Annotated in this window: 22 protein-coding genes and 1 pseudogene; 15 read left to right on the plus strand and 8 right to left on the minus strand. The window is 45.0% G+C overall.

All coding sequences use genetic code 11. From position 1 onward, the window contains the following. Window positions 1–23 precede the first annotated feature (23 nt). The 10 genes from LRR81_RS17310 (at window position 24) to LRR81_RS17355 (ending at window position 10742) form a co-directional block, all read left to right on the plus strand. Window positions 24–1313: an ABC transporter substrate-binding protein gene (locus tag LRR81_RS17310; protein WP_231790653.1), complete on the plus strand. Its 1290-nt coding sequence runs from the start codon at window positions 24–26 to the stop codon at window positions 1311–1313. Window positions 1314–1462: 149 nt separating this feature from the next. Beyond that, the gene (locus LRR81_RS17315; RefSeq protein ID WP_408631621.1) at window positions 1463–2326 is read left to right on the plus strand and encodes a carbohydrate ABC transporter permease; all 864 of its coding nucleotides are present in this window, start codon (window positions 1463–1465) and stop codon (window positions 2324–2326) included. Then, window positions 2319–3143, plus strand: coding sequence for a carbohydrate ABC transporter permease (locus LRR81_RS17320; protein ID WP_231790655.1), 825 nt, complete (start codon window positions 2319–2321; stop codon window positions 3141–3143). The genes LRR81_RS17315 and LRR81_RS17320 overlap by 8 nt, the downstream gene beginning before the upstream one ends. Before the next feature lie 19 nt (window positions 3144–3162). Continuing rightward, window positions 3163–6189 (plus strand): glycoside hydrolase family 2 TIM barrel-domain containing protein, encoded by a 3027-nt coding sequence (locus LRR81_RS17325; protein ID WP_231790656.1) that lies wholly within the window; start codon window positions 3163–3165, stop codon window positions 6187–6189. A gap of 96 nt (window positions 6190–6285) precedes the next feature. Then, entirely contained in the window at window positions 6286–6846 is a 561-nt protein-coding gene (locus LRR81_RS17330; protein WP_231790657.1) for a cysteine hydrolase family protein, read from the plus strand. Between the two features lie 109 nt (window positions 6847–6955). Beyond that, window positions 6956–7150, plus strand: coding sequence for an RNA polymerase sigma factor (locus LRR81_RS17335; RefSeq protein ID WP_231790658.1), 195 nt, complete (start codon window positions 6956–6958; stop codon window positions 7148–7150). Window positions 7151–7540: 390 nt separating this feature from the next. Next, window positions 7541–7693: a YpzG family protein gene (locus LRR81_RS17340; RefSeq protein ID WP_231790659.1), complete on the plus strand. Its 153-nt coding sequence runs from the start codon at window positions 7541–7543 to the stop codon at window positions 7691–7693. A gap of 119 nt (window positions 7694–7812) precedes the next feature. After that, window positions 7813–8217, plus strand: a complete 405-nt coding sequence (locus tag LRR81_RS17345) for a DoxX family protein (protein ID WP_408631620.1) — start codon at window positions 7813–7815, stop codon at window positions 8215–8217. Between the two features lie 103 nt (window positions 8218–8320). Beyond that, window positions 8321–9307: a DUF3231 family protein gene (locus LRR81_RS17350; RefSeq protein WP_231790661.1), complete on the plus strand. Its 987-nt coding sequence runs from the start codon at window positions 8321–8323 to the stop codon at window positions 9305–9307. Between the two features lie 28 nt (window positions 9308–9335). Beyond that, on the plus strand, window positions 9336–10742 hold the full coding sequence (locus tag LRR81_RS17355; RefSeq protein ID WP_231790662.1) for a Na+/H+ antiporter NhaC family protein: 1407 nt from the start codon (window positions 9336–9338) through the stop codon (window positions 10740–10742). 49 nt (window positions 10743–10791) lie between these two features. On the opposite strand, the gene LRR81_RS17360 is transcribed toward LRR81_RS17355, so the two are convergent. From LRR81_RS17360 to LRR81_RS17375, 4 genes are all read right to left on the minus strand, one after another. Next, window positions 10792–13206 carry a heavy metal translocating P-type ATPase gene (locus tag LRR81_RS17360; RefSeq protein WP_231790663.1) on the minus strand — a complete coding sequence of 805 codons (2415 nt, stop codon included), beginning with the start codon at window positions 13204–13206 and terminating at the stop codon, window positions 10792–10794. Between the two features lie 77 nt (window positions 13207–13283). Then, a complete protein-coding gene (gene copZ, locus LRR81_RS17365; protein ID WP_231790664.1) occupies window positions 13284–13490 on the minus strand; it encodes a copper chaperone CopZ in 207 nt (68 codons plus the stop codon). A gap of 13 nt (window positions 13491–13503) precedes the next feature. Further along, window positions 13504–13830 (minus strand): metal-sensitive transcriptional regulator, encoded by a 327-nt coding sequence (locus tag LRR81_RS17370; protein ID WP_231790665.1) that lies wholly within the window; start codon window positions 13828–13830, stop codon window positions 13504–13506. A 71-nt stretch (window positions 13831–13901) separates the two neighbouring features. Continuing rightward, window positions 13902–14213, minus strand: coding sequence for an iron-sulfur cluster biosynthesis family protein (locus tag LRR81_RS17375; protein WP_231790666.1), 312 nt, complete (start codon window positions 14211–14213; stop codon window positions 13902–13904). A gap of 270 nt (window positions 14214–14483) precedes the next feature. Here LRR81_RS17375 and LRR81_RS17380 point away from each other — a divergent pair, with 270 nt between their 5' ends. Further along, complete coding sequence (locus LRR81_RS17380; RefSeq protein WP_231790667.1) at window positions 14484–15662, plus strand: MFS transporter; 1179 nt, start codon at window positions 14484–14486, stop codon at window positions 15660–15662. 30 nt (window positions 15663–15692) lie between these two features. On the opposite strand, the gene LRR81_RS17385 is transcribed toward LRR81_RS17380, so the two are convergent. Next, the gene (locus tag LRR81_RS17385) at window positions 15693–16619 is read right to left on the minus strand and encodes a S66 peptidase family protein (protein ID WP_231790668.1); all 927 of its coding nucleotides are present in this window, start codon (window positions 16617–16619) and stop codon (window positions 15693–15695) included. 65 nt (window positions 16620–16684) lie between these two features. On the opposite strand from LRR81_RS17385, the gene LRR81_RS17390 reads away from it, so the two are divergent. Together LRR81_RS17390 and LRR81_RS17395 are read left to right on the plus strand one after the other, a co-directional pair. Further along, window positions 16685–16993 (plus strand): hypothetical protein, encoded by a 309-nt coding sequence (locus LRR81_RS17390; RefSeq protein ID WP_231790669.1) that lies wholly within the window; start codon window positions 16685–16687, stop codon window positions 16991–16993. A 122-nt stretch (window positions 16994–17115) separates the two neighbouring features. Further along, entirely contained in the window at window positions 17116–17676 is a 561-nt protein-coding gene (locus LRR81_RS17395; RefSeq protein WP_231790670.1) for a DEAD/DEAH box helicase family protein, read from the plus strand. 56 nt (window positions 17677–17732) lie between these two features. Here the strand turns inward: LRR81_RS17395 and LRR81_RS17400 are convergent, their stop codons facing one another. Beyond that, window positions 17733–18113: a DUF948 domain-containing protein gene (locus LRR81_RS17400; protein WP_231790671.1), complete on the minus strand. Its 381-nt coding sequence runs from the start codon at window positions 18111–18113 to the stop codon at window positions 17733–17735. 120 nt (window positions 18114–18233) lie between these two features. Beyond that, window positions 18234–18455, minus strand: a pseudogene (locus LRR81_RS17405) (manganese catalase family protein); the annotation flags it as partial. Window positions 18456–18513: 58 nt separating this feature from the next. Between LRR81_RS17405 and LRR81_RS17410 the strand changes: the two are divergent. After that, window positions 18514–19494, plus strand: coding sequence for a glycine-rich domain-containing protein (locus LRR81_RS17410; protein ID WP_231790672.1), 981 nt, complete (start codon window positions 18514–18516; stop codon window positions 19492–19494). Window positions 19495–19546: 52 nt separating this feature from the next. On the opposite strand, the gene LRR81_RS17415 is transcribed toward LRR81_RS17410, so the two are convergent. Continuing rightward, window positions 19547–21040: an amidase family protein gene (locus tag LRR81_RS17415; protein ID WP_231790673.1), complete on the minus strand. Its 1494-nt coding sequence runs from the start codon at window positions 21038–21040 to the stop codon at window positions 19547–19549. A 193-nt stretch (window positions 21041–21233) separates the two neighbouring features. Between LRR81_RS17415 and LRR81_RS17420 the strand changes: the two genes are divergently transcribed. Then, a complete protein-coding gene (locus LRR81_RS17420) occupies window positions 21234–21878 on the plus strand; it encodes an SDR family oxidoreductase (protein WP_231790674.1) in 645 nt (214 codons plus the stop codon). The last annotated feature ends 129 nt before the right edge of the window (window positions 21879–22007 follow it).

A 22007-nucleotide genomic window follows, 5' to 3' on the forward strand; every position in this document is an offset into this window, starting at 1 on the left:
TGCAATATAAATGGGGGGATACGATGAAAAAGCTATTGGCCATTTTCTCTGTCTTGGCACTGCTGTTACTGGGAGCCTGTTCAGCAGGCGGCAGCAAAGAAACGTCAGGAGATTCCAAGGATGTAAACACGATCACCATTTGGGCATGGGATCCGAATTTCAACATCAAAGCGCTTGAAATTGCAAAAGAGGCTTACAAATCGACAGACGCAAAACTTAAGGTCAATGTTGTCAACATGGCGCAGGCGGACATTGTTCAAAAATTAAACACGAGCTTAAGCTCTGGAACAACAAAAGGTTTGCCGAATATCGTCCTAATTGAAGATTATCGTTCTCAAAGCTTTTTAAAAGCCTATCCGGATATGTTTAAGGATGTAACAAGCTCCTTTAAAGCAGATGACTTTGCAAGCTATAAAGTGGCAGCTGGAACATACAACGGCAAAAATTACGGCGTTCCTTTTGACACAGGTGTAACAGGACTTTATGTGAGAAAAGATTATTTACAAAAGGCAGGCTATACAGTTGATGACCTGCAAAACATAGATTGGAATCAATACATTGAAATTGGTAAAAAAGTAAAAGCTGCAACCGGCAAGGATATGCTTACACAGGATCCAAAGGACCTCGGGCTGATCCGAATGATGATTCAATCAAGCGGCTCCTGGTATTCAAAAAAGGATGGAAGCGCTCCTGATCTCGCCGGCAACGAATCATTAAAAGAAGCGTTCAAAACATACAAAGCCTTAATGGATGCGAAGATTGTCAAGCCGATCTCTGACTGGAGCCAGTTTGTTGCAGGCTTTAATAAAGGAGATGTAGCAAGTGTTCCAACAGGAAACTGGATCACGCCTTCTATTAAAGCGGAAGCCTCCCAGTCGGGCAAATGGGCGATCGTGCCGCTTCCGAAACAAGCGGGTGTGCCGAATTCCGTTAACGCCTCCAACCTTGGCGGAAGCTCCTGGTATGTTCTGAACATTCCAGGCAAAGAAAAGGCAGCGGATTTCCTGGCAAAAACATTTGGATCTAACGTTGATTTCTATCAGGATATCGTCAAGCAAATCGGGGCAATCGGCACTTATAAGGCTGCTTCTAAATCAGAGGCCTATAACGCTCCAGATCCTTTCTTTAACAACCAAAAAACGATTCATGACTTTGCAGGATGGACGGAAAAAATCCCGCAGGTCAACTACGGCTTAAACACATATGCCATTGAAGACATTCTTGCTGTCAGCGCGCAGAATTATTTAAAAGGAAAAGACTTGGATCAAGTTTTAAAAGATGCCCAAACCCAAGCAGAGCAGCAAGTGAAATAAGAGAAGCAGAAGCCCCGGCGAGTTCCATTTCCTGAGAAAGCATCAGGCGAGGGCTCCGGGGCTTTTTATTAGGAAGGGAGCTGATCAACATGATGCCAGCACGGGTAAGCCAGGATATGGCCGTTTCAAAATCAGGACGGAATCTTAAGATGAAAAGCACGCTGATCGGATGGTCCTTTATCGGGATTGCGGCGATTATGATCGGACTGTTTTACTTTTATCCAATGATCAAGGCATTGCTGCTGTCTTTGCAAACAGGAACAGGAACAAATTTAAGCTTCGTTGGTTTGGCCAATTACGGCAGGCTTTTTAAGGATCCTGTCTTTATAGAAACCGTTAAAAATACAGTCATTTATCTCATCGTGCAAGTGCCGGTTATGATCGTCCTGGCTATGGTCATTTCCGTTTTGCTGAACAATAAAAAATTAAAGCTGAAAGGGCTTTTCCGTACGGCCATTTTCTTGCCCTGTGTCACTTCATTGGTTGCCTATTCCGTTATTTTTAAATATTTATTTGCCGATGATGGCATGATCAATCTGCTGCTATTAAAGGTACATCTGATATCAGGGCCCATTCCGTGGCTCACAGATCCTTTTTGGGCGAAGATGGCCATTATAGCAGCCATCACATGGCGCTGGACAGGCTATAACATGATTTTCTTTTTATCAGCGTTGCAGAACATTGATGAATCGATATATGAAGCAGCGAGAATGGACGGCGCATCAGCTATTCAGCAGTTTTGGAAAATTACTGTTCCGCTCTTAAAGCCGATCATCCTGTTCACAACCATTACCTCCACCATTGGCACGCTTCAATTGTTTGATGAAGTGATGAACATCACAAAGGGCGGACCGGGAAATGCGACGATGACCATTTCTCAGTATATCTATAATATTTCGTTTAAATATACCCCTGATTTCGGTTATGCAGCGACTGTTTCCTATGCGATTGTGATCTTGATTGTCTTCTTCTCCATTATCCAGTTCAGAGCGGCGGGTGAAAAAAATGCATAAAGTTCAGCAAGCAGCAGGCTATCTGTTTTTGATTGCCGTCTCGGTAGTATCTGTTTTCCCGTTTTTATGGATGATTGTCAGTGCAACGAATAAGTCACTGGATGTGACGAAAGGAACCCTTCTTCCAGGAAGCCACTTTGCTGAAAACTTACAGCATCTTTTAGAGCAGGCAGATATGGGAAGGGCCTTGATGAACTCAGCTGAAATTTCGATTATCACAACAGTCCTGTCTCTGGTTATCGCCTCATTGGCAGGCTATGGCTTTGAAATTTACAGAAGCAAAGCGAAGGATATTGTCTTTAACATCCTGCTTCTGTCCATGATGATCCCGTTTGCCTCGCTCATGGTGCCCTTGTACCGGATGTTTGCCTCTGTTTCGCAAACCTTTCCGGTGATTGGCATTGATACCTTTGCAGCGGTTATATTGCCGACAGTAACGACTGCTTTTCTCATCTTTTTCTTTCGCCAAAGCACAAAAATGTTTCCAAGGGATATTCTCGAGGCGGGAAGGATTGACGGGTTATCAGAGATTGGGGTGTTTTTCCGCATTTATGTGCCGACAATGAAAACCACCTATGCCGCCGCTGCCATCATTACGTTCATGGCGAGCTGGAACAGCTATTTATGGCCGCTCGTTGCGCTGCAGTCTCCGGAAAACCAGACGCTGCCGCTGCTGATTTCCAATCTTGGATCAAGCTATTCTCCTGACTATGGCGTCATCATGACAGCCATTGTGATTGCCACCCTTCCTGCTGCCATTTTATTTTTTATAATGCAAAAACATTTTGTAGCTGGTATGTTAGGGTCAGTGAAGTAATAGGGAAGGAGTTTTAGATATGACGAATATTCCAAGCATTAACTGGCTAACTGATTTGACAAAATTTGCGGTAAACCGGCTTCCTGCACATTCAGACCACCGTTACTATGAAACGATGGAAGAAGCTGCAGAGAAAAAAGAAATGCCGCTGCGGCACAGCCTGAATGGACATTGGAAATTTCATTATTCGGAAAATCCTCAGGTTCGTCCGGAAAACTTTCACCAAGTTGAATTTGATGTGAGCGGATGGGAGAGTATTAAAGTTCCTTCCCATATCCAGCTTCAAGGGTATGGAAAGCCGCAATACGTTAATACGATGTATCCTTGGGACGGGCATAATGATATTCGGCCTCCAGAGATTCCAATGGACCACAACCCAGTTGGAAGCTACGTGAAAGCGTTTTCTGTTCCGGAAAATATGAAAAACAAGCCTGTTTATATCTCCTTTGGAGGAGTAGAGTCTGCCCTTTACCTTTGGGTAAACGGCGAATTTGCCGGCTACAGCGAAGATTCCTTTACACCTTCAGAATTTGATCTGTCTCCTTTTCTAAAAGAGGGAGAAAACAGGCTGGCAGTCGAAGTTTACCAGCGCAGTACAGGGAGCTGGCTTGAGGATCAGGATTTTTGGAGGTTTTCCGGCATCTTTCGTGATGTTTATCTCTTTACTGTACCGGAAGTACATATTTATGACCTGAAAGCAGAAACCGAGCTTGATGATGCGTTTACAGAAGGAAAGCTAAAGCTTTCGATGAAAACGCTGGAGGGAGCTAAATCTCCTGGAAGAGTAACGGCCCTGCTTTATGATGCAGATGGCCAATTACAGGCTGAAAAAACAGTTGAGGGCACAGAGGCTCTTTCGCTTGAGATTCAGCAGCCGAAGCTTTGGAGTGCAGAGGATCCTTATTTGTACAGATTGCTTCTGCAAGTATATGACGAAGATGGGAAGCTAACCGAGGCCATTCCTGAAAACATCGGGTTCAGAAGGTTCGAGATGAAGAACCGCGTTATGCTGCTTAATGGCAAGCGGATCGTTTTCAAAGGCGTCAACCGCCATGAATTTAATTGCCGAAGCGGGCGGACTGTCACAAAGGAAGATATGCTGTTTGATATCAAAACAATGAAGCAGCATAACATCAATGCCGTTCGGACCTCTCACTATCCAAACCAAACCTATTGGTATGAACTGTGTGATGAATACGGCCTCTATGTGATTGATGAAATGAACCTGGAAACGCATGGCTCGTGGCAGAAGATGGGCGAGGTTGAGCCATCCTGGAACATTCCGGGCAGCAAGCCGGAATGGCAGGAGATTGTCATGGACAGGGCTGTCTCCATGCTTGAGCGCGATAAAAATCATCCATCCATTTTAATTTGGTCCTGCGGGAATGAATCCTATGCAGGAGAAGTGATTCTGAACGTTTCAAAATATTTTAAACAGGCTGATCCGTCAAGGCTCGTTCATTATGAGGGCGTCTTTCATAACCGTGCTTTTAACGAAACGAGCGATATGGAAAGCCGGATGTATGCAAAACCGGCCGATATTGAGAAGTACTTGTCTGAAAACCCTGACAAACCGTATATCAGCTGTGAATACATGCACGCGATGGGCAACTCTCTAGGCGGCATGCATAAGTATACCGATCTCGAACAGAAGTATGAGCTGTATCAGGGCGGCTTCATTTGGGACTACATTGATCAAGCATTGATGAAAAAGGACCGATTCGGAAAAGAGTACTTAGCCTATGGCGGAGATTTTGATGACAGGCCGACAGATTATGGCTTTTGCACAAATGGGCTTGTGTATGCGGATAGAGGCTTGTCACCGAAGCTGCAGGAGGTCAAGTATCTGTATCAAAACGTGAAGCTCCTTCCGGGGAAAGAAGAAGTGGTCATTAAAAATGAGAATCTTTTCACCAGCACAGAAGAATATGATCTGGAAAGCATTCTGTATTTTGAAGGAAAAGAAATTTATCGTCAAAAAAGCTCGGCTGTGGTTGAGCCGCAGAGTGAAAAGAGAGTGGCGCTCCCAAATTTTGAGGCTCTTGCGAAAAAACCTGGAGAGTATTGTGTTCACACAGTGCTGAAGCTGAAAGAGAGCACGCTTTGGGCTGAAGCAGGACATGAAACAGCATTTGGGCAGTACGTATTCCGGAAAGAAGGGAACGCGGAACCAGAGGCAGTCAGCGGACAGCTTCGCACTGTTCAGGGAGATGTGAACATAGGGGTGCACGGCCCTGATTTCTCCGTAATCTTTTCAAAGCAGGCAGGCAGTCTTGTATCACTGAATTATGCCGGTAAAGAAATGATTTCACTGCCTCCTGCCCCGTTGTTCTGGAGAGCATCAACGGACAATGACAGGGGCTTCGGACAGGATTATCATTCCGGCATGTGGTATGCAGCAAGCCTTGCCAGAAAATGCACCAATATAGAGGTAAAAGAAGAACAGGATCATACTAGTGTGCTGTTCAGCTACAGCTTTTCTGTGAGCAGAGAGGTAAAAGCAGCGATCAAGTACACGGTTTACCCTGACGGCCGTATTCTTGTGAAAGCTGATTACCATGGAGCAGCCAATCTTCCACAGCTTCCGATTTTTGCGGTTTCATTTAAAATTCCGGCTGATTATGAGCACTTGGAATGGTATGCAATGGGACCTGAAGAAAATTATGCTGACCGGAACAAGGGAGCGAGACTTGGAACTTTTCAAAATAAAGCTGCGGACAATCTGTCAGGTTATTTAATGCCGCAGGAAACAGGCAACCGGACCGGCGTCAGAAGGGTCGCTATCCAAAACGGAAACCAGGAAGGAATCTTGCTATCTTCTACCGAAAAGCCGCTGGAATGCTCCATTCTGCCTTATACAGCATTTGAACTGGAACATGCCAGGCATCAGTTTGAATTGCCAAACGTGCATTACACCGTTGTTACAGTAGGGGGCAGGCAAATGGGTGTTGGCGGGGACGACAGCTGGGGGGCGCCTGTGCAGGAGGAGTATCTGCTGCAGGCTGAAGAAGATCTCAGCTTTGAATTCTTAATAAAGCCACTTTGAAGGATGAAGAGTTCATTTTGAGCAATTAAAGTGAACTCTTCTTTTTATAGGGATGGTATAATTTTGAAATAACAGGTGGAAAGCGAGGGGATTGGGTTGAAACAAGCACTGCTCGTTATCGATGCACAGCAGGATTTAATAGAGGGAAATCACGAGGAACAGGAAGTCTTTCAGAAAGAAGTCCTGATCGCAGCCATTAACAAAGTGATAAAAGAAGCAAAAGCAAACGGGGCATACATTGTGTTTGTCAGGGATCTGGACGTAGCAGGCGGAGAAGGAGCGGGCTTTCAAGTCCATAGAGACATCGAGGTTCCAGACGATGCGGCAATTTTTGATAAACAAGCAACCAACTCTTTTTACAAGACAGGCCTTCTTCCATATTTAAAGGAAAAGGAAATCAGCCATCTCGTCATCATGGGATGCAAAACAGAGCATTGCATTGATACAGCGGTTAGAACAGCGACAGTTGAAGGCTTTGACGTAACACTTGCAGGGGACGGCCACTCTACGGCAGATACAGCCGTTTTGTCAGCTGAGCAGGTGATTGCCCATCACAATCAGGTTCTTCACGGCCACTATAACGTAGATCACTTTTCCATCGTTAGACATTCGGATGAAAAGCTGTTTGAGCCTGAGCATGATAAGTACCGAGAGTAATACTGCAGATCCCATTGCTTGAGCAGTGGGATTTATTTATGCCGGGATACAACCTTTTGGATGGGTTTCTTATCTAACAGAGGTAGAAATGGTAAAAGGAGGGGAAGGGTTGAAGCCGGTTAGTGTTTTAGTAAATAAGGCAAAAAAAGGGGATGGAGAGGCATTTGTCACGCTGGTCAAGCAGTATGAACAGGTTCTATACAAAGTGGCAAGCAGGCTTCTAAGAAATGAGCAGGATGTGGCAGATGCGATGCAGAAGGCCGTGATTAAAAAGCCGCATATAAATGCTGAAGCCTGCACGTAACCGCCTCAACCTGCATGGGAACGCCACAACCCGCATATAAAATTCCAAAACCCGCATATAAAATTCCAAAACCCGCATATATTTTTCCAAAACCTGCAAATAAATTCTTCATACTTGCAAATAAAATCCGCTAACCCGCATATAAACCGCCTTTTTTAAGTGCTGAGCAAGCCTAAAACTTGGAAGCAGGCTTAAAATGGGTTCCTTTTTGAACATTTTTGCTCTTTTTTGTTAAAATTCCCTTTAAATTCAGTGAAAATCAACCAGAATTAGCGACGCAGCCTTTTGCTTCATTTTCCGCTAATAACTTCCGCCCCTTTAACAAACAATATACTTGATATTCCTTTAGAATATCAGCTTTCTAAATCCTACCCTTGAGGTGATGAGGCAATGAGTTACCGTGATCAGTTAGATATGCAGTCAGAGAAATTTCATCATAACTGGACAAGGCCGAAGCGTTCCAAGTCACAGGTGAATGGGCATACGGAGATGTCACAGACGAACATCATCCTGCGCAGCAATGCCAAAGCCCATCGCTGGTAAGGAAATAGATAGGTGCATAAGGAATAACAGCTGACCAGGGGAAACTCCCTGGTCTTTTTGTGTCATACAGCCTGCACTTGTTGAATAGGCTTTAAAAAAACAAAGGGGGTATGCAGGCGGTGGCAGAATCAAAAGGACGCTTATGGGTTTCATATGTTTTCAGCTGGCTGGTTATTCTCTTTATGCTTTTTGATAGCATAATGAAGTTTGTTAAACCTGCCGAGGTTGTGAAGGGTACGGCAAGTCTCGGGTTTAAGGAGCATCACCTTGCCGTTATTGGTTTACTGGGTCTCATTTCTGTCATCCTTTATCTTTTGCCGCGGACTTCCTTTTTTGGCGCTCTGCTGCTGACAGGTTATTTCGGAGGGGTAATGGCTGTACAGGTCCGGCTGGATGCGCCGCTTTTCAGTCATATTCTGTTTCCGGTTTACTTGGCCATTCTCATGTGGGGAGGATTATGGCTGAGAGACAGCAGGGTAAGAAATTTATTTTTACAAGGAAGGCAAAAATCAAAGGGGTTATAAAGGAAAGGAAGCATCGCCTAGGTGCTTCCTTTCGCGTTTGATGAATAATTTCCACCAGCAGGAAAATAATACTTCCAAAGTGAACGTGTTGGAGGATATCAGGATGAATGGCAAACAGAGAATGAATGCAGCAGAACTTGGCGCCCTATGGATGACCTATCAAAAAAAGACAACTATCCTGCGGTTTTTGGATGTTTTTATTGCAAAGTCAGAGGAGCAGGAAGCTAAGGCATTGATGATTGGGCTAAGAGATAAGCTTGATCCAAAGGTAGAAGAGCTGAAAAAACTTCTTCAAAATGAAGGAGCAGATATTCCAGTTGGTTTTACCATGTCTGATATAAATTTGGAAGCACCGAAGCTATTTGCAAATGGATTTGATATTCTGTTTGCAAGAATACTGAAGGAAATCAGCATGGGGCTCTACTCCTTGCATTTGGCGGTTTCGTACCGCACGGATATTATCAAGCTGTATATGGAGCTGACCCAGCTGACACAGTACTATTATCAGCAGTTCACCCATTACCTTGTGAAAAAAGAATATTTGCTCATGCCGGCTGTGATTTCCATGCCTCAATCAGAAGATTCCATTGATGATAAAAGCTATCGCAAAGGAACAAATCTGTTTGGAAAAAAGCGGCCATTAACAGCCATTGAATACAGCTATTTGTATCACAGCATTGAAACTAACCAAACCGGCATGCAGCTTGTGGCTGGTTTTGCTCAGACAACGAAGAATGAAGAGCTGAAAAAATACTTTCTTAAAGGTAAAAACTTAGCACAGGAAATTGCAGCAGGAACAAGAAAAATGCTGGAAAAAGAAGGGTTCCCGGTCCAGGATACTTCAAGCGGGATCGTCACCGGCTCAACAGAAGCGCCGTTTTCGGACAAGCTGATGATGTTCTGTGTCTATCTCCTGAGCAACTTCAGTCTTGGAAGCCAAAGCTTTGGCTTCGGTTTCAGCCTTCGCAATGATCTGGATATCCAATTTGGTTTGTTTGGGAAAGACATTGTGGCCTATACGCGCGAAGGGGTCAGTTTGATGATCAAAAACGGATGGCTTGAAGAGCCGCCGCGGATGGAGCAAAGCTGACGATCAGCTTGAGATTGGAAGATGCGATATGCATAATAACTGGGTCTCCATTATCCCTTTTTTAGTTGCCATCCCTATTGCGATGAAAACAAAGCAGGTGCTGCCGGGCCTGTTTGCCGGTCTTTTGGCAGGATCTTTTCTGATTGCTCCAGCGCCGCTCGGCGGGTTGTACAAAATGATTGATTTGCTTGTAAAAGGAATCATTGATCCAGGCAATATTAAAATCTTTCTCTTTCTTTACGGATTTACCGGATTGATCAGTATGATCAAAATTGCAGGCGGAGTCCGCGGGTTTGTTGAAGCAGCTTCCTCTAGAATTCAGACAAAAAAGCAGGCTCTTTTTTTGACGTATGTTTCCACCATCGGGACTTTTGCCGCTCCGAGCTTTCGGTTTGTGACGATCGCACCGATTATGCGGTCTCTGCTGAAAAAGGTGAACATGTCCACACAGGAGCTTGGATTTGTCATTGAAACAACGGCGACGCCAATCATTGTGCTGATTCCAATTGCGACTGCTTTTGTCGGATACATGACATCTCTTATTGATATGGCGCTTGTAACAGAAAAGATTAAAACAGATCCATATCAGCTGTTTTTGCAGAGCATTCCGTTTAATTTTTTCTCGCTCGTGTTAATTCTAGTCGGCATTTACCTAAGTTTTTTCCATCGTTCCAAATCAACGGAAAATAGCGATCCGGAGGAAATAGGCGGGGAAGAGGAGGATTGGCACACTTGCGATCCTTCTGTAGGGAAGGATCTCCCTGAGAAGCCATGGAATTTATTTTTGCCGCTCCTGCTTGTCATCGGCCTGACCTTTCTGATTACCTGGTGGGACGGGCATCAGAAAACAAAAGGGTTTTTTGCCGCGTTTGTCAAAGCGGATGTCATGAATGCCATGCTGACAGCATTGCTTGTTTCACTGATTATCACGTTTTTGTTTTACCGGTTCCAAAAACTGAAAACAGGGGAGATGCTGAACAGCTTTATAGCAGGCGGGAATGAGCTCATGTCGGTTATTGTGCTGCTTTCCTTTGTCTGGGGGCTGTCGTCAGCCAGTGAAGAGCTTGGGTTTTCAGCTTTTGTGACAGGGTATACACAGTGGATTCCGCCGAGCCTTCTTGTCCCAATTCTGTTTTTGTTCGGCGCGGCCGTCTCGTATTTTATCGGATCTGCCTGGGGCACGTGGGGAATTCTTATGCCGCTCGGTGTTTCTGTTGCTCATGCTTCGGGTATTCTTATGCCGCTTGTCATCGGCACCGTTTTTGCGAGCGGGACGTTCGGTGCCTTTGCTTCGCCTCTTAGCGATGACACGAATACGATTGCGAGAATTCTCAATTTGTCTGTCATGAAGTATGCCAGATATAAGCTGAAGCCCGCTTTGATTGCAGCAGGGATTACTGTTGTTCTTTACGGAGCTGTTTCCTTTTTTCTTTGAAAAAAGACTGGCCGGGTTATGTTCATCCGGTCAGTCTTTTTATGCATCTTCACAATTTTACTTTTTGTAGCCTTAAAGCATTCAGCACGACCGAAACAGAACTGAACGCCATGGCAGCACCTGCAAGCCACGGGGCGAGAAACCCAAGAGCTGCAACAGGGATGCCGAGCACATTGTACCCAAGAGCCCAGAATAGATTCTGCTTAATATTCCGAATGGTTTTTCGGCTCATTTCAAGCGCATCTGCCACACTGTTCAAGTCGCCGCGCATAAGCGTAATATCAGCTGCTTCCATGGCGACGTCGGTTCCGGTGCCAATGGCCATGCCTGTATGCGCTGTTGCGAGGGCCGGCGCATCGTTGATTCCGTCACCAACCATGGCAGCCTTTTTGCCGTTATTCTGCAGCCTGGCAATTTCTGCTGCCTTTTCATCCGGCAGCACTTCGGCAATGACATGGTCGATGCCAGCTTCACGGGCAATGGCCCGGGCTGTTTTTTCATTGTCTCCTGTCATCATGATTACGGAGAGTCCAAGATCCTTCAGCCGCTGTACTGCTGCTTTAGAAGTGACTTTAATCGTATCAGCAACAGCAATGAGTCCGCTGTATTCGCCATTCATGCTGACGAGCATGGCGGTCTTGCCTGCAGCTTCTAGTTTAGTCAGTTGTTCTGCTGCTTCAGAAAAGCTGATTTCATAGCGTTCCATCAATTTTCTCGTTCCAATAAGAATAACAGTGCCTTCAATAGAAGCTTTAATGCCATAGCCTGGCATCGCTTCGAATTCTTCTGTTTCCAAGAGCTTGATGCCTTTTGCTTTTATGCCGCTCACAATTGCATCTGCAATCGGATGCTCTGACTGACTTTCGCTGGAAGCAATCAGTGACAGCCATTTTTCTTCAGGCATGGTGCCGGCAGGAAAAAGATCTGTCAGCTCAGGCTTCCCGTTTGTGACAGTTCCGGTTTTATCCAAAACGACGGTATCAATCAGGTGAGCCTGCTCCAAATGCTCGCCGCCCTTAAAGAGTACGCCAAGCTCTGCCGCACGGCCGGAGCCGGCCATGATGGAGGTCGGTGTCGCAAGACCGAGGGCGCAGGGGCAGGCGATGACTAGAACGGCAATCAGCTTTTCAAGTGCTGCGGTAAAATTCCCCGGATCGGCCCAAATAAACCAAATCAGAAACGTGACAGCAGCGATGCCGACGACTATCGGGACAAAAATGCCGGAGATATTGTCAGCGAGCCGCTGGATCGGTGCTTTGGAGCCTTGAGCTTCTTCCACAACGCGGATAATTTGAGAAAGGACAGTATCCTTTCCGACTTTCTCTGCTCTGATTTTCAAAAATCCATTTTTATTAATGGCAGCTCCTGTAACGAGATCACCAGGCTCCTTATCAACAGGGATGCTTTCCCCGGTAAGCATGGCTTCATCAACGGAGGAACGCCCTTCAAGAATCACGCCGTCCACAGGGATTTTCTCACCGGGTTTTACAGTGAGGATGTCACCTGGAAGTACCTCTTCAAGCGGCACTTCTGTTTCCTTTCCGTTCCTGATCACAACAGCCGTTTTTGCCTGCAGTCCCATAAGCTTCTTGATTGCCTCAGAGGACCGGCCCTTTGCTCTTGCTTCAAACAGCTTTCCGAGAAGAATCAGGGTAATCAAAATGGCGCTCGTTTCAAAGTAAAGCTCAGGCATATAGCCGGGATTGCTGAGTGTTTTTATCGCCTGATACAGGCTGTAAAAATAAGCGGCAGAGGTTCCGAGCACAACGAGCACATCCATATTGGCACTTTTGTTCCGAAGCGCTTTATAGGCGCCTCTGTAAAACTGCCAGCCGATCAGAAACTGTACAGGCGTGGCAAGCGTGAACTGCAGCCATGGGTTCATTAGCACATCCGGAAGATAGAGGAAGGATAAAAACTGAAAATGGCCGGCCATTGCCCAAAGCAACGGCAAAGAAAGAACAGCAGATAAAATGAACTTCCACAGCTGTTTCCTTAGCTCTTTTTCACGGTAATCTGATCCTTCGTTTTTATCTTCCTTCCGAATGGCCCCGTACCCGAGCTTTTCTACCCTTTTGATAATGTCGTCAGGTCCTGTGATTGAAGGGCTGTATTCAACAGACGCGTTTTCAATGGCAAGGTTAACAGCTGCCTTATGAACGCCTTCCAGCTTGTTCAGTCCTTTTTCAATCCTTGCGGCACAGGCGGCACAAGTCATGCCGGTGATGGCGAACTCTGCTTTTTCAGCAGGCACATCATAGCCGAGGTCTTTAATTTTTGTTTCAAGATCGCCGGCTGAAACCTGTTCAGGGTCATACGTAACGGAGGATCGCTCAAGGGCCAGGTTAACATTGGCCGCTTTTACGCCATCCATTTTCTTCAGCCCTTTTTCAATCCTTGCCGCACAGGCGGCACAGGTCATGCCGGTTATCGGCATCGTGGTTTCCTTTAGCTGTTCTGCCATTGTCTATCACCTCTCATACCTATAGGGGGTATATTGATTTCCGAAAGAAGCGTGCTGTTATTTCAGCACGCGGCTCACTATTCTACATCATACCCCTGGTCATCAATTGTTTCTTTAATCTGTTCCAGTGAAACCTGATCTGGCTTAAACTGCACATCAACCGTCCCTGATTCAAGATTTACCTTTACAGATTCTACACCGGAAAGCTCTCCAACGCTTCCTTCAACTGCTTTCACGCAGTGTCCGCAGCTCATGCCGCTTACATTTAATGTTGTATGCATCATGTATCGCTCCTTCTTATTTTTTCATCAATTTGCCGATCGTTAAGATGAGTTCGTCCAAAATTTCCGGATCGCCTTCACCGATCCGTTCAACAACACATGTTTTAATATGGCCTTCCAAAAGCAGCTTTCCCACACTGTTTAAGGCAGATTGGGTAGCTGATATTTGTGTAATAACATCGTCGCAGTACGTATCCTTTTCAATTAAGCCTTTGATGCCTCTGATCTGGCCTTCAATCCGGTTCAGCCTGGTGATCAAATTTTTCTTTACTATTTCAGAATGGTGGCTTTTTCTGTCACTGGTCAGGCAATGTTCGAGGTTTTCGTCCAATTCGTTTTCCAAGAGAATCCCCTCCTTGCATTTAATATACCATACCCCCCTATAGTATGCAAGATTCAAAAAGGGAGACCCGTTTAGTTTTCTAAACTGAGGGAGACCCTGTTATTGAAGATTTGATTCTTGTTTTTAAAAACAAAGCTGTTATTGGAGTAATCAATGATCAGTTCATCGTCAAAAAAGTGGCTGAAATTCTCCCCTGTGATAAAGGTAAACCCATCTGCTTCGTACTTTTCTTCATAGCTTTCAGCCTGCCGTTCTTTTATTCCTTTTATAGTAGAAACAGTATTGGAAATATCGCAGCTGGATGGATCAAATGGCAGCCAGAAAACGGTGCCCTCAGGTGCTTCACTGAGCTTTCCTTTTGCGGCATCTGTTAACGTAATCATTGATTGAATCCTCCTCTGAATAACGATTTTAATTTTATTGTGATCCTGATAATAAGATTCGTCAACGAATACGCTTTCCCTTATAATTTCCATTTTTTATTGCATTCATCCAAATAACCTTTGTCAGGACCATGGGTTAATCCGTATAATAGAAACGGGCTGATGAATACTGAATTGATTTGCAAGATAGATAAAGATACATAGAGATGGTAACAAAGAAAGCTGCTTTGGGAGGAAAAGAGATGAATACATTAAGGAAGATTTGTGAATATGCTGGATAGTACTGCTGCAAAAAGAGAGTTCCTGCTTCTGATCATTCCGCTTTTAATCGTTGAATTTGTCAGAGGCGCTTTTATCATCAGCTATGTGCCTGACTTGTCAGTCCGCAACTATGGCATTTCTATTGCAGTTGTAGGGCTTGCCGTTTCTATACATTTTATCAGCGATGCGATTACAAACCTTGTCATTGGCTATGTGATCAAACGGATTGGAACAAAGCGCGTCATTCAATACAGCTTTCTGATTTCAACGATAGGATTGGTTCTTGTCTGTATCTGGATGAATAACTTTACCGTGCTTTTAGGCTCGCTGCTTCTTGGCATCGGCATCTGCCCGCTTTGGCTTGTGATGCTGACAAAAGCAAGCGGAGACAAGCGCGGTCAGAACATGAGCCTTGTGTATCTTGGTTGGCTTGGCGGACTTGGCGCCGGAACCATTCTCATGAACTATCTGCTGGAATTTAATAAGTTTCCGATTCTTTGGCTTCTGCCGTCTCTCATGGTTGTTGGATGGATTATTTTCAACATTGTTATAAGGGATGAAATTGATCCTCACCAAACAAGCTTGAAATTGCAATGGCATGCGACGATTGAACTTCTTAAGAAAAGCAGGCCTGTTATTCCGGGAACGTTATTACAGGGAATCTCTATGGGAATGCTGATTCCAATTCTTCCTTCTTTTATCATTAAGCAGATGGGGCTTTCCCACACGGAATATTCGCTGCTTCTTTTGCTCGGCGGGGGAATTGCTGTCGGGTTTCTTGTCCCGATGGGGAAGGTGGCAGATAATGCCAACAAAATTGCGATGGTCGTTCTTGGATTCGGCGTGAGCGGCACTGCTCTTTATCTCCTTGCCACAAGCAAAAGCTTTGGCGCAACCCTTTTGTATATCATCCTTCTCGGGCTGTTCTTTGCTGTGGTCCTCCCTGCATGGAACGCTTTTATCGCCGGTTTTATTCCGGAATCATTGAAGGAGGCAAGCTGGGGAATTTTCTCTGCTCTGCAGGGAGTGGGCGTTATGATCGGACCTACCCTCGGAAGTTTGCTTGCCCTGCAGAACAAAGCAGCCGGCACCATCCAGATCAGTGCGCTGATTTTTGTCGGCATCGCCATTTTTTACTTAGGATATTATGTGTTTGGAAAAGTAAAGCATAGAAGCGTTTCGCATTGAAAAAAGCTCCCGATTGGGAGCTTTTTTTCATTATGCAGGGCTTATTTCTGTTTCTGTAACCGTAAAAGTATTGGCTATTGTATTTAAATTAGCCAGAGCCCCGATTGGAATGGCAGCTTTGTAAAACCCATGAGCAGTTGTCACATTTGTCATGAGCGGCTTGCCTAATGGAACGACAAACTCATTGATCAAATCCTCATACGATTTTCCGTAAGCTGACCGGCATCCGGTGCATTCCCCAAGTACAATTCCGGCACAGTCATCAAATTTCCCAGCAGCCTTTAAATGGTTCATTAACCGGTAAACCTTGTTGACAGACTCATGGGTTTCTTCCAGTACAAGAATTTTTCCAGCCGTATCAATTTCAAAGGCAGTGCCGAGGCTATCCACAAAGGAAGCAAGATTTCCGCCCACAATGTCGCCCGTCACATTGCCGGGCACTCTGCTCACTTGAGGGATCCCCGGCGGATTGACAATCTGTCTTGGAGAGGTAAGGGCAGAAACGGCCTGGAAAAACTGATCATAGTTATAATCCGGTGTACCCGGCGCAAAATCAAGAAGCAGAAGACTTTGAAAGCTGATTAAATCTGCAAACTGATAAAGAACATTTAAAAGAATCGTAATGTCGCTGTAGCCAGATAGTATTTTCGGATTTTGATTAATCACCGTAAAATCAAGGAAAGGGAGAATACCAAGGACTCCGACACCGCCTCTTGTCGGAAGAATCAGCTTCACCTCATCCCGCAAAAACATTTTCATTAAATCAGAAGCACGGTCCTCATCCGTTCCGGCCAAATAACCATTTTTAGCATACACATGATCTCCGAGCACAACCTGATAGCCCAAATTTCTCAAAGCAGCGATTCCTTGATTAATCGTCCGGTCAGCAAGCGGGCTTCCGAGCGTGACAATTCCGATCGTATCCCCTTTTTGAAGAATAGGCGGCTTAATTGGCATATCGCATTCCCCTCTGCAGAAATTTGGACAGCTTATTTTAATCATATTAGGAGGGGGCGGGATTTATGCCGGGAGCAGGCAGGGCGGTGATTAGATGCTGCCGTGTAAAGAGGGGGAGGGAACCCGCATATGGGAGAGCTGGAACCCGCATATGGGAGAGCTGGAACCCGCATATGGGAGAGCTGGAACCCGCATATAAAAAAGCTGAACTGCATGGAAATGCTCTAACCCGCATATCCCAGCCTATTTCCGCATGTAAATTTTCAAAACCTGCAAATAAAATTTCAAAAGCCGCATATAAAAAACGAAAACCTGTAAATAAAACTTCGAAACCCGCATATAAACGCCCCCTGGAAGAGGATTTTTGCTGCTAAAAAGTGCTTCATTGAGGTAAAACAGCTCTAAAACGGTCGATTTTGAACAGATTTAGCTTAAAAGAGGCTAATTTACCCCTGAATCGATGATAAAATGGCAAAAACATGAAAAGAGAGAGAATATGAAATTTGTTTTGATATTTGGACCGCAAGCAGTTGGTAAAATGACAGTCGGGCAAGAATTAGACAGAATAACAGATTTAAAACTTTTTCATAATCATATGACGATTGATTTAGTCAGTCACTTCTTCGATTACGGCACGAAAGAAGGTCAGAGATTAGTCAATTTGTTTCGCCGGGAGATTTTTGAAGAAGTATCAAAGAGCCGGTTGGATGGAATCATTTTCACTTATGTTTGGGCATTTAACAGTCAGGATGACTGGGATTATATGAATCAAGTCTTTCAATTGTTTGAGTCCAGAGGAGGGACTGTTTACCTCGTGGAGCTTGAAGCAGATTTAGATGAAAGACTTGAGCGGAATAAAAGTCCAAATAGACTCCAGCATAAACCATCTAAAAGAAATCTGGAATGGTCTGAAGGCGATTTGATAAAATCGATGAAGGAATTCAGGCTGAATTCACTTGAAGGGGAAATGAATTATCCAAACTATATCAAAATAAACAACACAAACATCAGTGCAGAGGCCGCCGCTAAGTTAATAAGGGGAAAATTTCAGCTATAGAAAAAAGCGCCTGGATGCCCATGCGCTTTTTGAACGTAATCGATCTGATCTAAATCTCACTGCTTCCAAGTAATCCGCACTGGCTTGTTTTGCTTTTGTTCAATCGTGCGGCGGTCAATGATCTTTGTTTCAGAGGGAATCCTTTTGGTTCTTACAGAGCTGGTGACATTATGCAGCACTTCACCTACATCCTGAACAGATTCCAGAAGGGGATCAACGGTTTTCATTTTATCTTTGACGTCTTCTGTTACTTGGTTGGCTGTCTGGATAAACTGTTCTGCTTCGATTGAAATCCCGCCTACGGCATGGCGTACTTCAGCAAGGGTTTTCTTCGTTTCATTCAGCGTTACCATTCCTTTGCGGAGTGTCTGGATTAAGTAAACGGTGAGGAGAAGAAAGCCAATGGTGACAGCTGCGATGCACAATTGGATGATCATGGAGCAGCCCCTTTCACTTTGCTTACTGATAATGTATTCGGGAGCTGTCCATGTCATTCGGTAAATTAAGGCTTCAGAATAAAAAAGCAGGGTATCCAACTTTCCCAGATACCCTGTTTTCTACTTGTTCATATCGCTTAATCCAGGAGCATGCTCGTTCGGCAGCTCGCCAAGCTCAGGTACCGGGAAGCCTTGCGGTGGATCAATGACCTTCAGCTCTCCGCCGTTTCTGCTTGGAGATGTTTCTGAATATATTTCAGCTATTCTTGTCTGATCTAAATGGAAGTTGAATTGAGCGTTGTGATAGCCCATCTCAACAAACTTCCGGAATTCAGGCAATTTGCACGGATTCCCATTATAATGGATACATAACCAATTTTTATTGCATAGGGGGCAGGTTATGGAATTTTTGATTGTTGTTCTGATCGCGGTCATTTTCATCATATTTGCAGGGGTCTCTAAAAAGAAAAAACAGCCTGGGAAGAATTCCTTAGCAGCTGGAAATCTGCCTTCTCGTCTTGGAATCAAGGATGGCATGAACCTGGAGCATATCGTTGACAGGTTAGATGCTGCGTGGAACCAAGAATACTTTCAGCAGGTGAAAGCGCGCCTTATTGAAAAAGGCGAAATCCATCCTGCGGAATATGACTGGTATGAGCTTGAACTGAAAAGGTTCTTTATCTTGTCTGCCTTACTGAAAAATGTACCGATGTATAATGAGAAAACCGATAAGATTTGGCATGAAATGATGCTGTTCACTAAAAGCTACAGCAGGTTCTGCGAGGAGTTCTTTGGCCGCTTTCTCCATCATGAGCCGGAAACAGGGGAAAAGCCTGAAGAGCAAAAAGGGTTTGAGCGCGGACTGTTTGAATTTGTCTACATGCAGCTCTTTGAAGCACATATCAATTCAGAGAATATTTACGGGAAGTTTTTATCAAACAAGCTAAGCAGTGAGCAAATAAGAGCGATCGAAGAAAAAAGCGAAGCAGAACTGCTGAGGGATTTATTTCATCCGAATGTAGCAGAAGACTCCGAGACGGCAAGATTAACTGCTTCCAAGATGAAAGATGATATAAAAGAAGCCAGAAAAATTAATTTGCACAAGAGCTCTGATCAGCCTGTCCAAAGCAGAATCAGCAGCAATTCCGATGATTATTTAATTAACAATCTGCTCGTCTTTTCGATTTTTCACTATATGCCTGAAAATAAGGATGATGGAGGCTCGTACTTCGACCCGAATTCTGCCATAAACCACCATAATCATACCCATCATCACTCAGGTGATTCGTCAGGCTGCAGCAGTTCACATCATTCCTGCAGCGGAAGTTCATGCAGCTCAGGCAGTTCCTGCGGAGGGAGCTCGTGCGGCAGCAGTTCATAGAATCCATAAATAAAAGGGAGGAGCAGACGCTCTTCCCTTACTCTTTTTTTCCTTAATATAAGGGATTGGTCTCAGCTTTAATCCAAAGCTCTGATTGCTCAATCTGTCCGGCAAGCCTGAACAATAAATCCTCTCTGCCCCTGGCTGCCATGACTTGAACGCCGAGAGGGAGCCCGTCCTCTGTCAGATGGAGCGGAAGTGTCATTGCCGGCTGGCCTGTTAAGTTGGCAAGCTGGGTAAAAGGTGTCCGCTTCAGGTTGTTTTCAGCAATCTGGTCAACGATGCCGATTTTTTTCAGCACTTTGCCGGCACGAAGCTGTCCTGAAAGTTTAATAAGCATGGCTTCAGCTTTTCCGGGATTGAGTTCTCCAATCTTAGGTGCAGGGCAGGCAGTAGCTGGAGTTAGGTAAAAATCATAGCTTTCGTGGAAGGTTTCCATTTCATATGAAGCTTTATCCCATTCTCTTAGCGAGAGAATGAGTTCTTCCGCAGTCAGGGCTCTTCCAAGCATCCCCATCATCCAGGTGACAGGCTCCACGTCACTTCGCTTCGCTTTTCTGCCCAATACGCTTTCAAGTGAGGATAGCGAAGCAGCGACCTCCCCGAAGCACATCGTTAAATAGCTTTTGGCAATGATATTTCCATCTGGCGGGGCGGCTTTTTCAATAACAGTGTGCCCCTGCTCTTCAAGCCATGCCACGGTTTTTAAAACAGCTTTTACTGCTTCTGAATCAACCTCTGTGCCCATTGGCGATCGTGTGCTGTAGGCAAACGTATAAGCTTCCTGTTTCAGCTTGCATTCATTTAAATAAGAGCCATGGTAGGGAGGAGCGTGAAATGCGGCTCCTTTTTCATGAGTATGAATGGCGTCAAGCATAGCGGCGCTGTCCCGGACTGATCTGGACAGAATATGATCGATGGAAGCACCTTGCCAGTGCCTGCCGAGAGAAGGGCCGGCCGGTGTTCTTCCCCTTGTTGGCTTTAAGCCGAAAAGTCCTGTATAGGAGCCTGGAATTCGGATCGATCCGCCGCCGTCGCTTGCCCCTGCGATCGGCACCATCCCGCTCGCAACAGCTGAAGCGGAGCCGCCGCTTGAACCGCCTGGTGTATGGCCGCTGTTCCAGGGATTTCTCGCAGGTCCGTGATAAACAGATTCCGTAATGCCGAGCAGGGCAAATTCCGGCACATTCGTCTGGCCTGTGATGACAGCGCCTGTATTCCGAATGCTTTTTACATAGTTGGAATCCCGTTTTGCCCGGTAGTTATGAAAAACTTTAGATCCTGAGGAAATTTTCTCTCCTTCAATCTCCTGAATAATATCTTTTAAGAGAATAGGAACTCCTTTAAACGGCCCTTCCGGAAGCGGCTCTTTTAAAGTCTCTTCTGCCTGGGCATACATTTTATTAATAACGGCGTTTAAGCCTGGATTGTGCTGCTCAATACTTTCAATAGCTGCCGCAAGAATCTCTTCTGCAGAAACTTCACGGCTTTCAATGAGGGCAGCAAGCCCAAGACCATCATAGCTTTTATATTCCTGAACATTCACTTCACTGTCACCTGCTTTCTTTTCCTACTAATTCTTTAAGTAAGTGAAATACTCCTTTTTCATCAAATGCTTTCAAATTAAATAATTAGGGAAAAATAAAACAAACGTTTAATTGAGCTTTGCAAAACAGGATAGTTGAAGGATTTTAAGGAAATCTGGCACAATAGTGGACAAGAAGAAGGGAGCGATGGAAATGAAAGTTTTAGTTGTTGGAGCAAATGGACAGATTGGAAAACTGCTGATTGATAAGCTGAAAAACGACGGCAAACACACCCCCATTGCGATGGTGCGAAAACAGGAGCAGGCTGATGCTTATGCGGACAGCGGGGTAGAAACAGTAATGGCCAACCTGGAAGATTCAGTCGAAAATCTTACAGAAGCTGTGAAAGGGAAGGATGCCATCGTCTTCACCGCAGGATCAGGCGGCAGCACGGGAGCCGATAAAACATTGCTCGTTGATCTGGATGGTGCAGTAAAAGTGATGGAAGCTGGAGAAGCAGCAGGAGTGAAGCGATTTGTAATGGTCAGTGCGCTGCAGGCGAATAACAGGGAAAACTGGAATGAAAAGTTAAAATCCTACTATGTTGCCAAACACTACGCAGACAAAGCCCTTCAAGACAGCAGCCTGAACTATACAATTGTCCGGCCGGGAGGACTGCTGAATGATCCTGGCACAGGAAAAGTTTCTGTTGGGGAGCAGCTTGAGAGAGGCTCTGTTCCAAGAGAAGATGTTGCAGCGGTAATTGCAGCTTCTCTTGAAGAGGAGAAGACGTATAAGCGTGCGTTTGATCTTGTATCTGGGGATTCCTCTGTAGAGGATGCTGTAAAATCGCTATAAGTTTAACGAAAAAACCGTCCGCAGCCTGTGGACGGTTTTTTTTGTCGTGATGATGGGACGAATGTCTCGGCTCTTTTAGAGAAAGACAAGGGTATTAAAGTGGAAAACAGGGGTTCAAGAGGGGTGTTC

Source organism: Metabacillus kandeliae (assembly GCF_021166585.1).
Taxonomy (GTDB): Bacteria; Bacillota; Bacilli; order Bacillales; family Bacillaceae; genus Metabacillus_B; species Metabacillus_B kandeliae.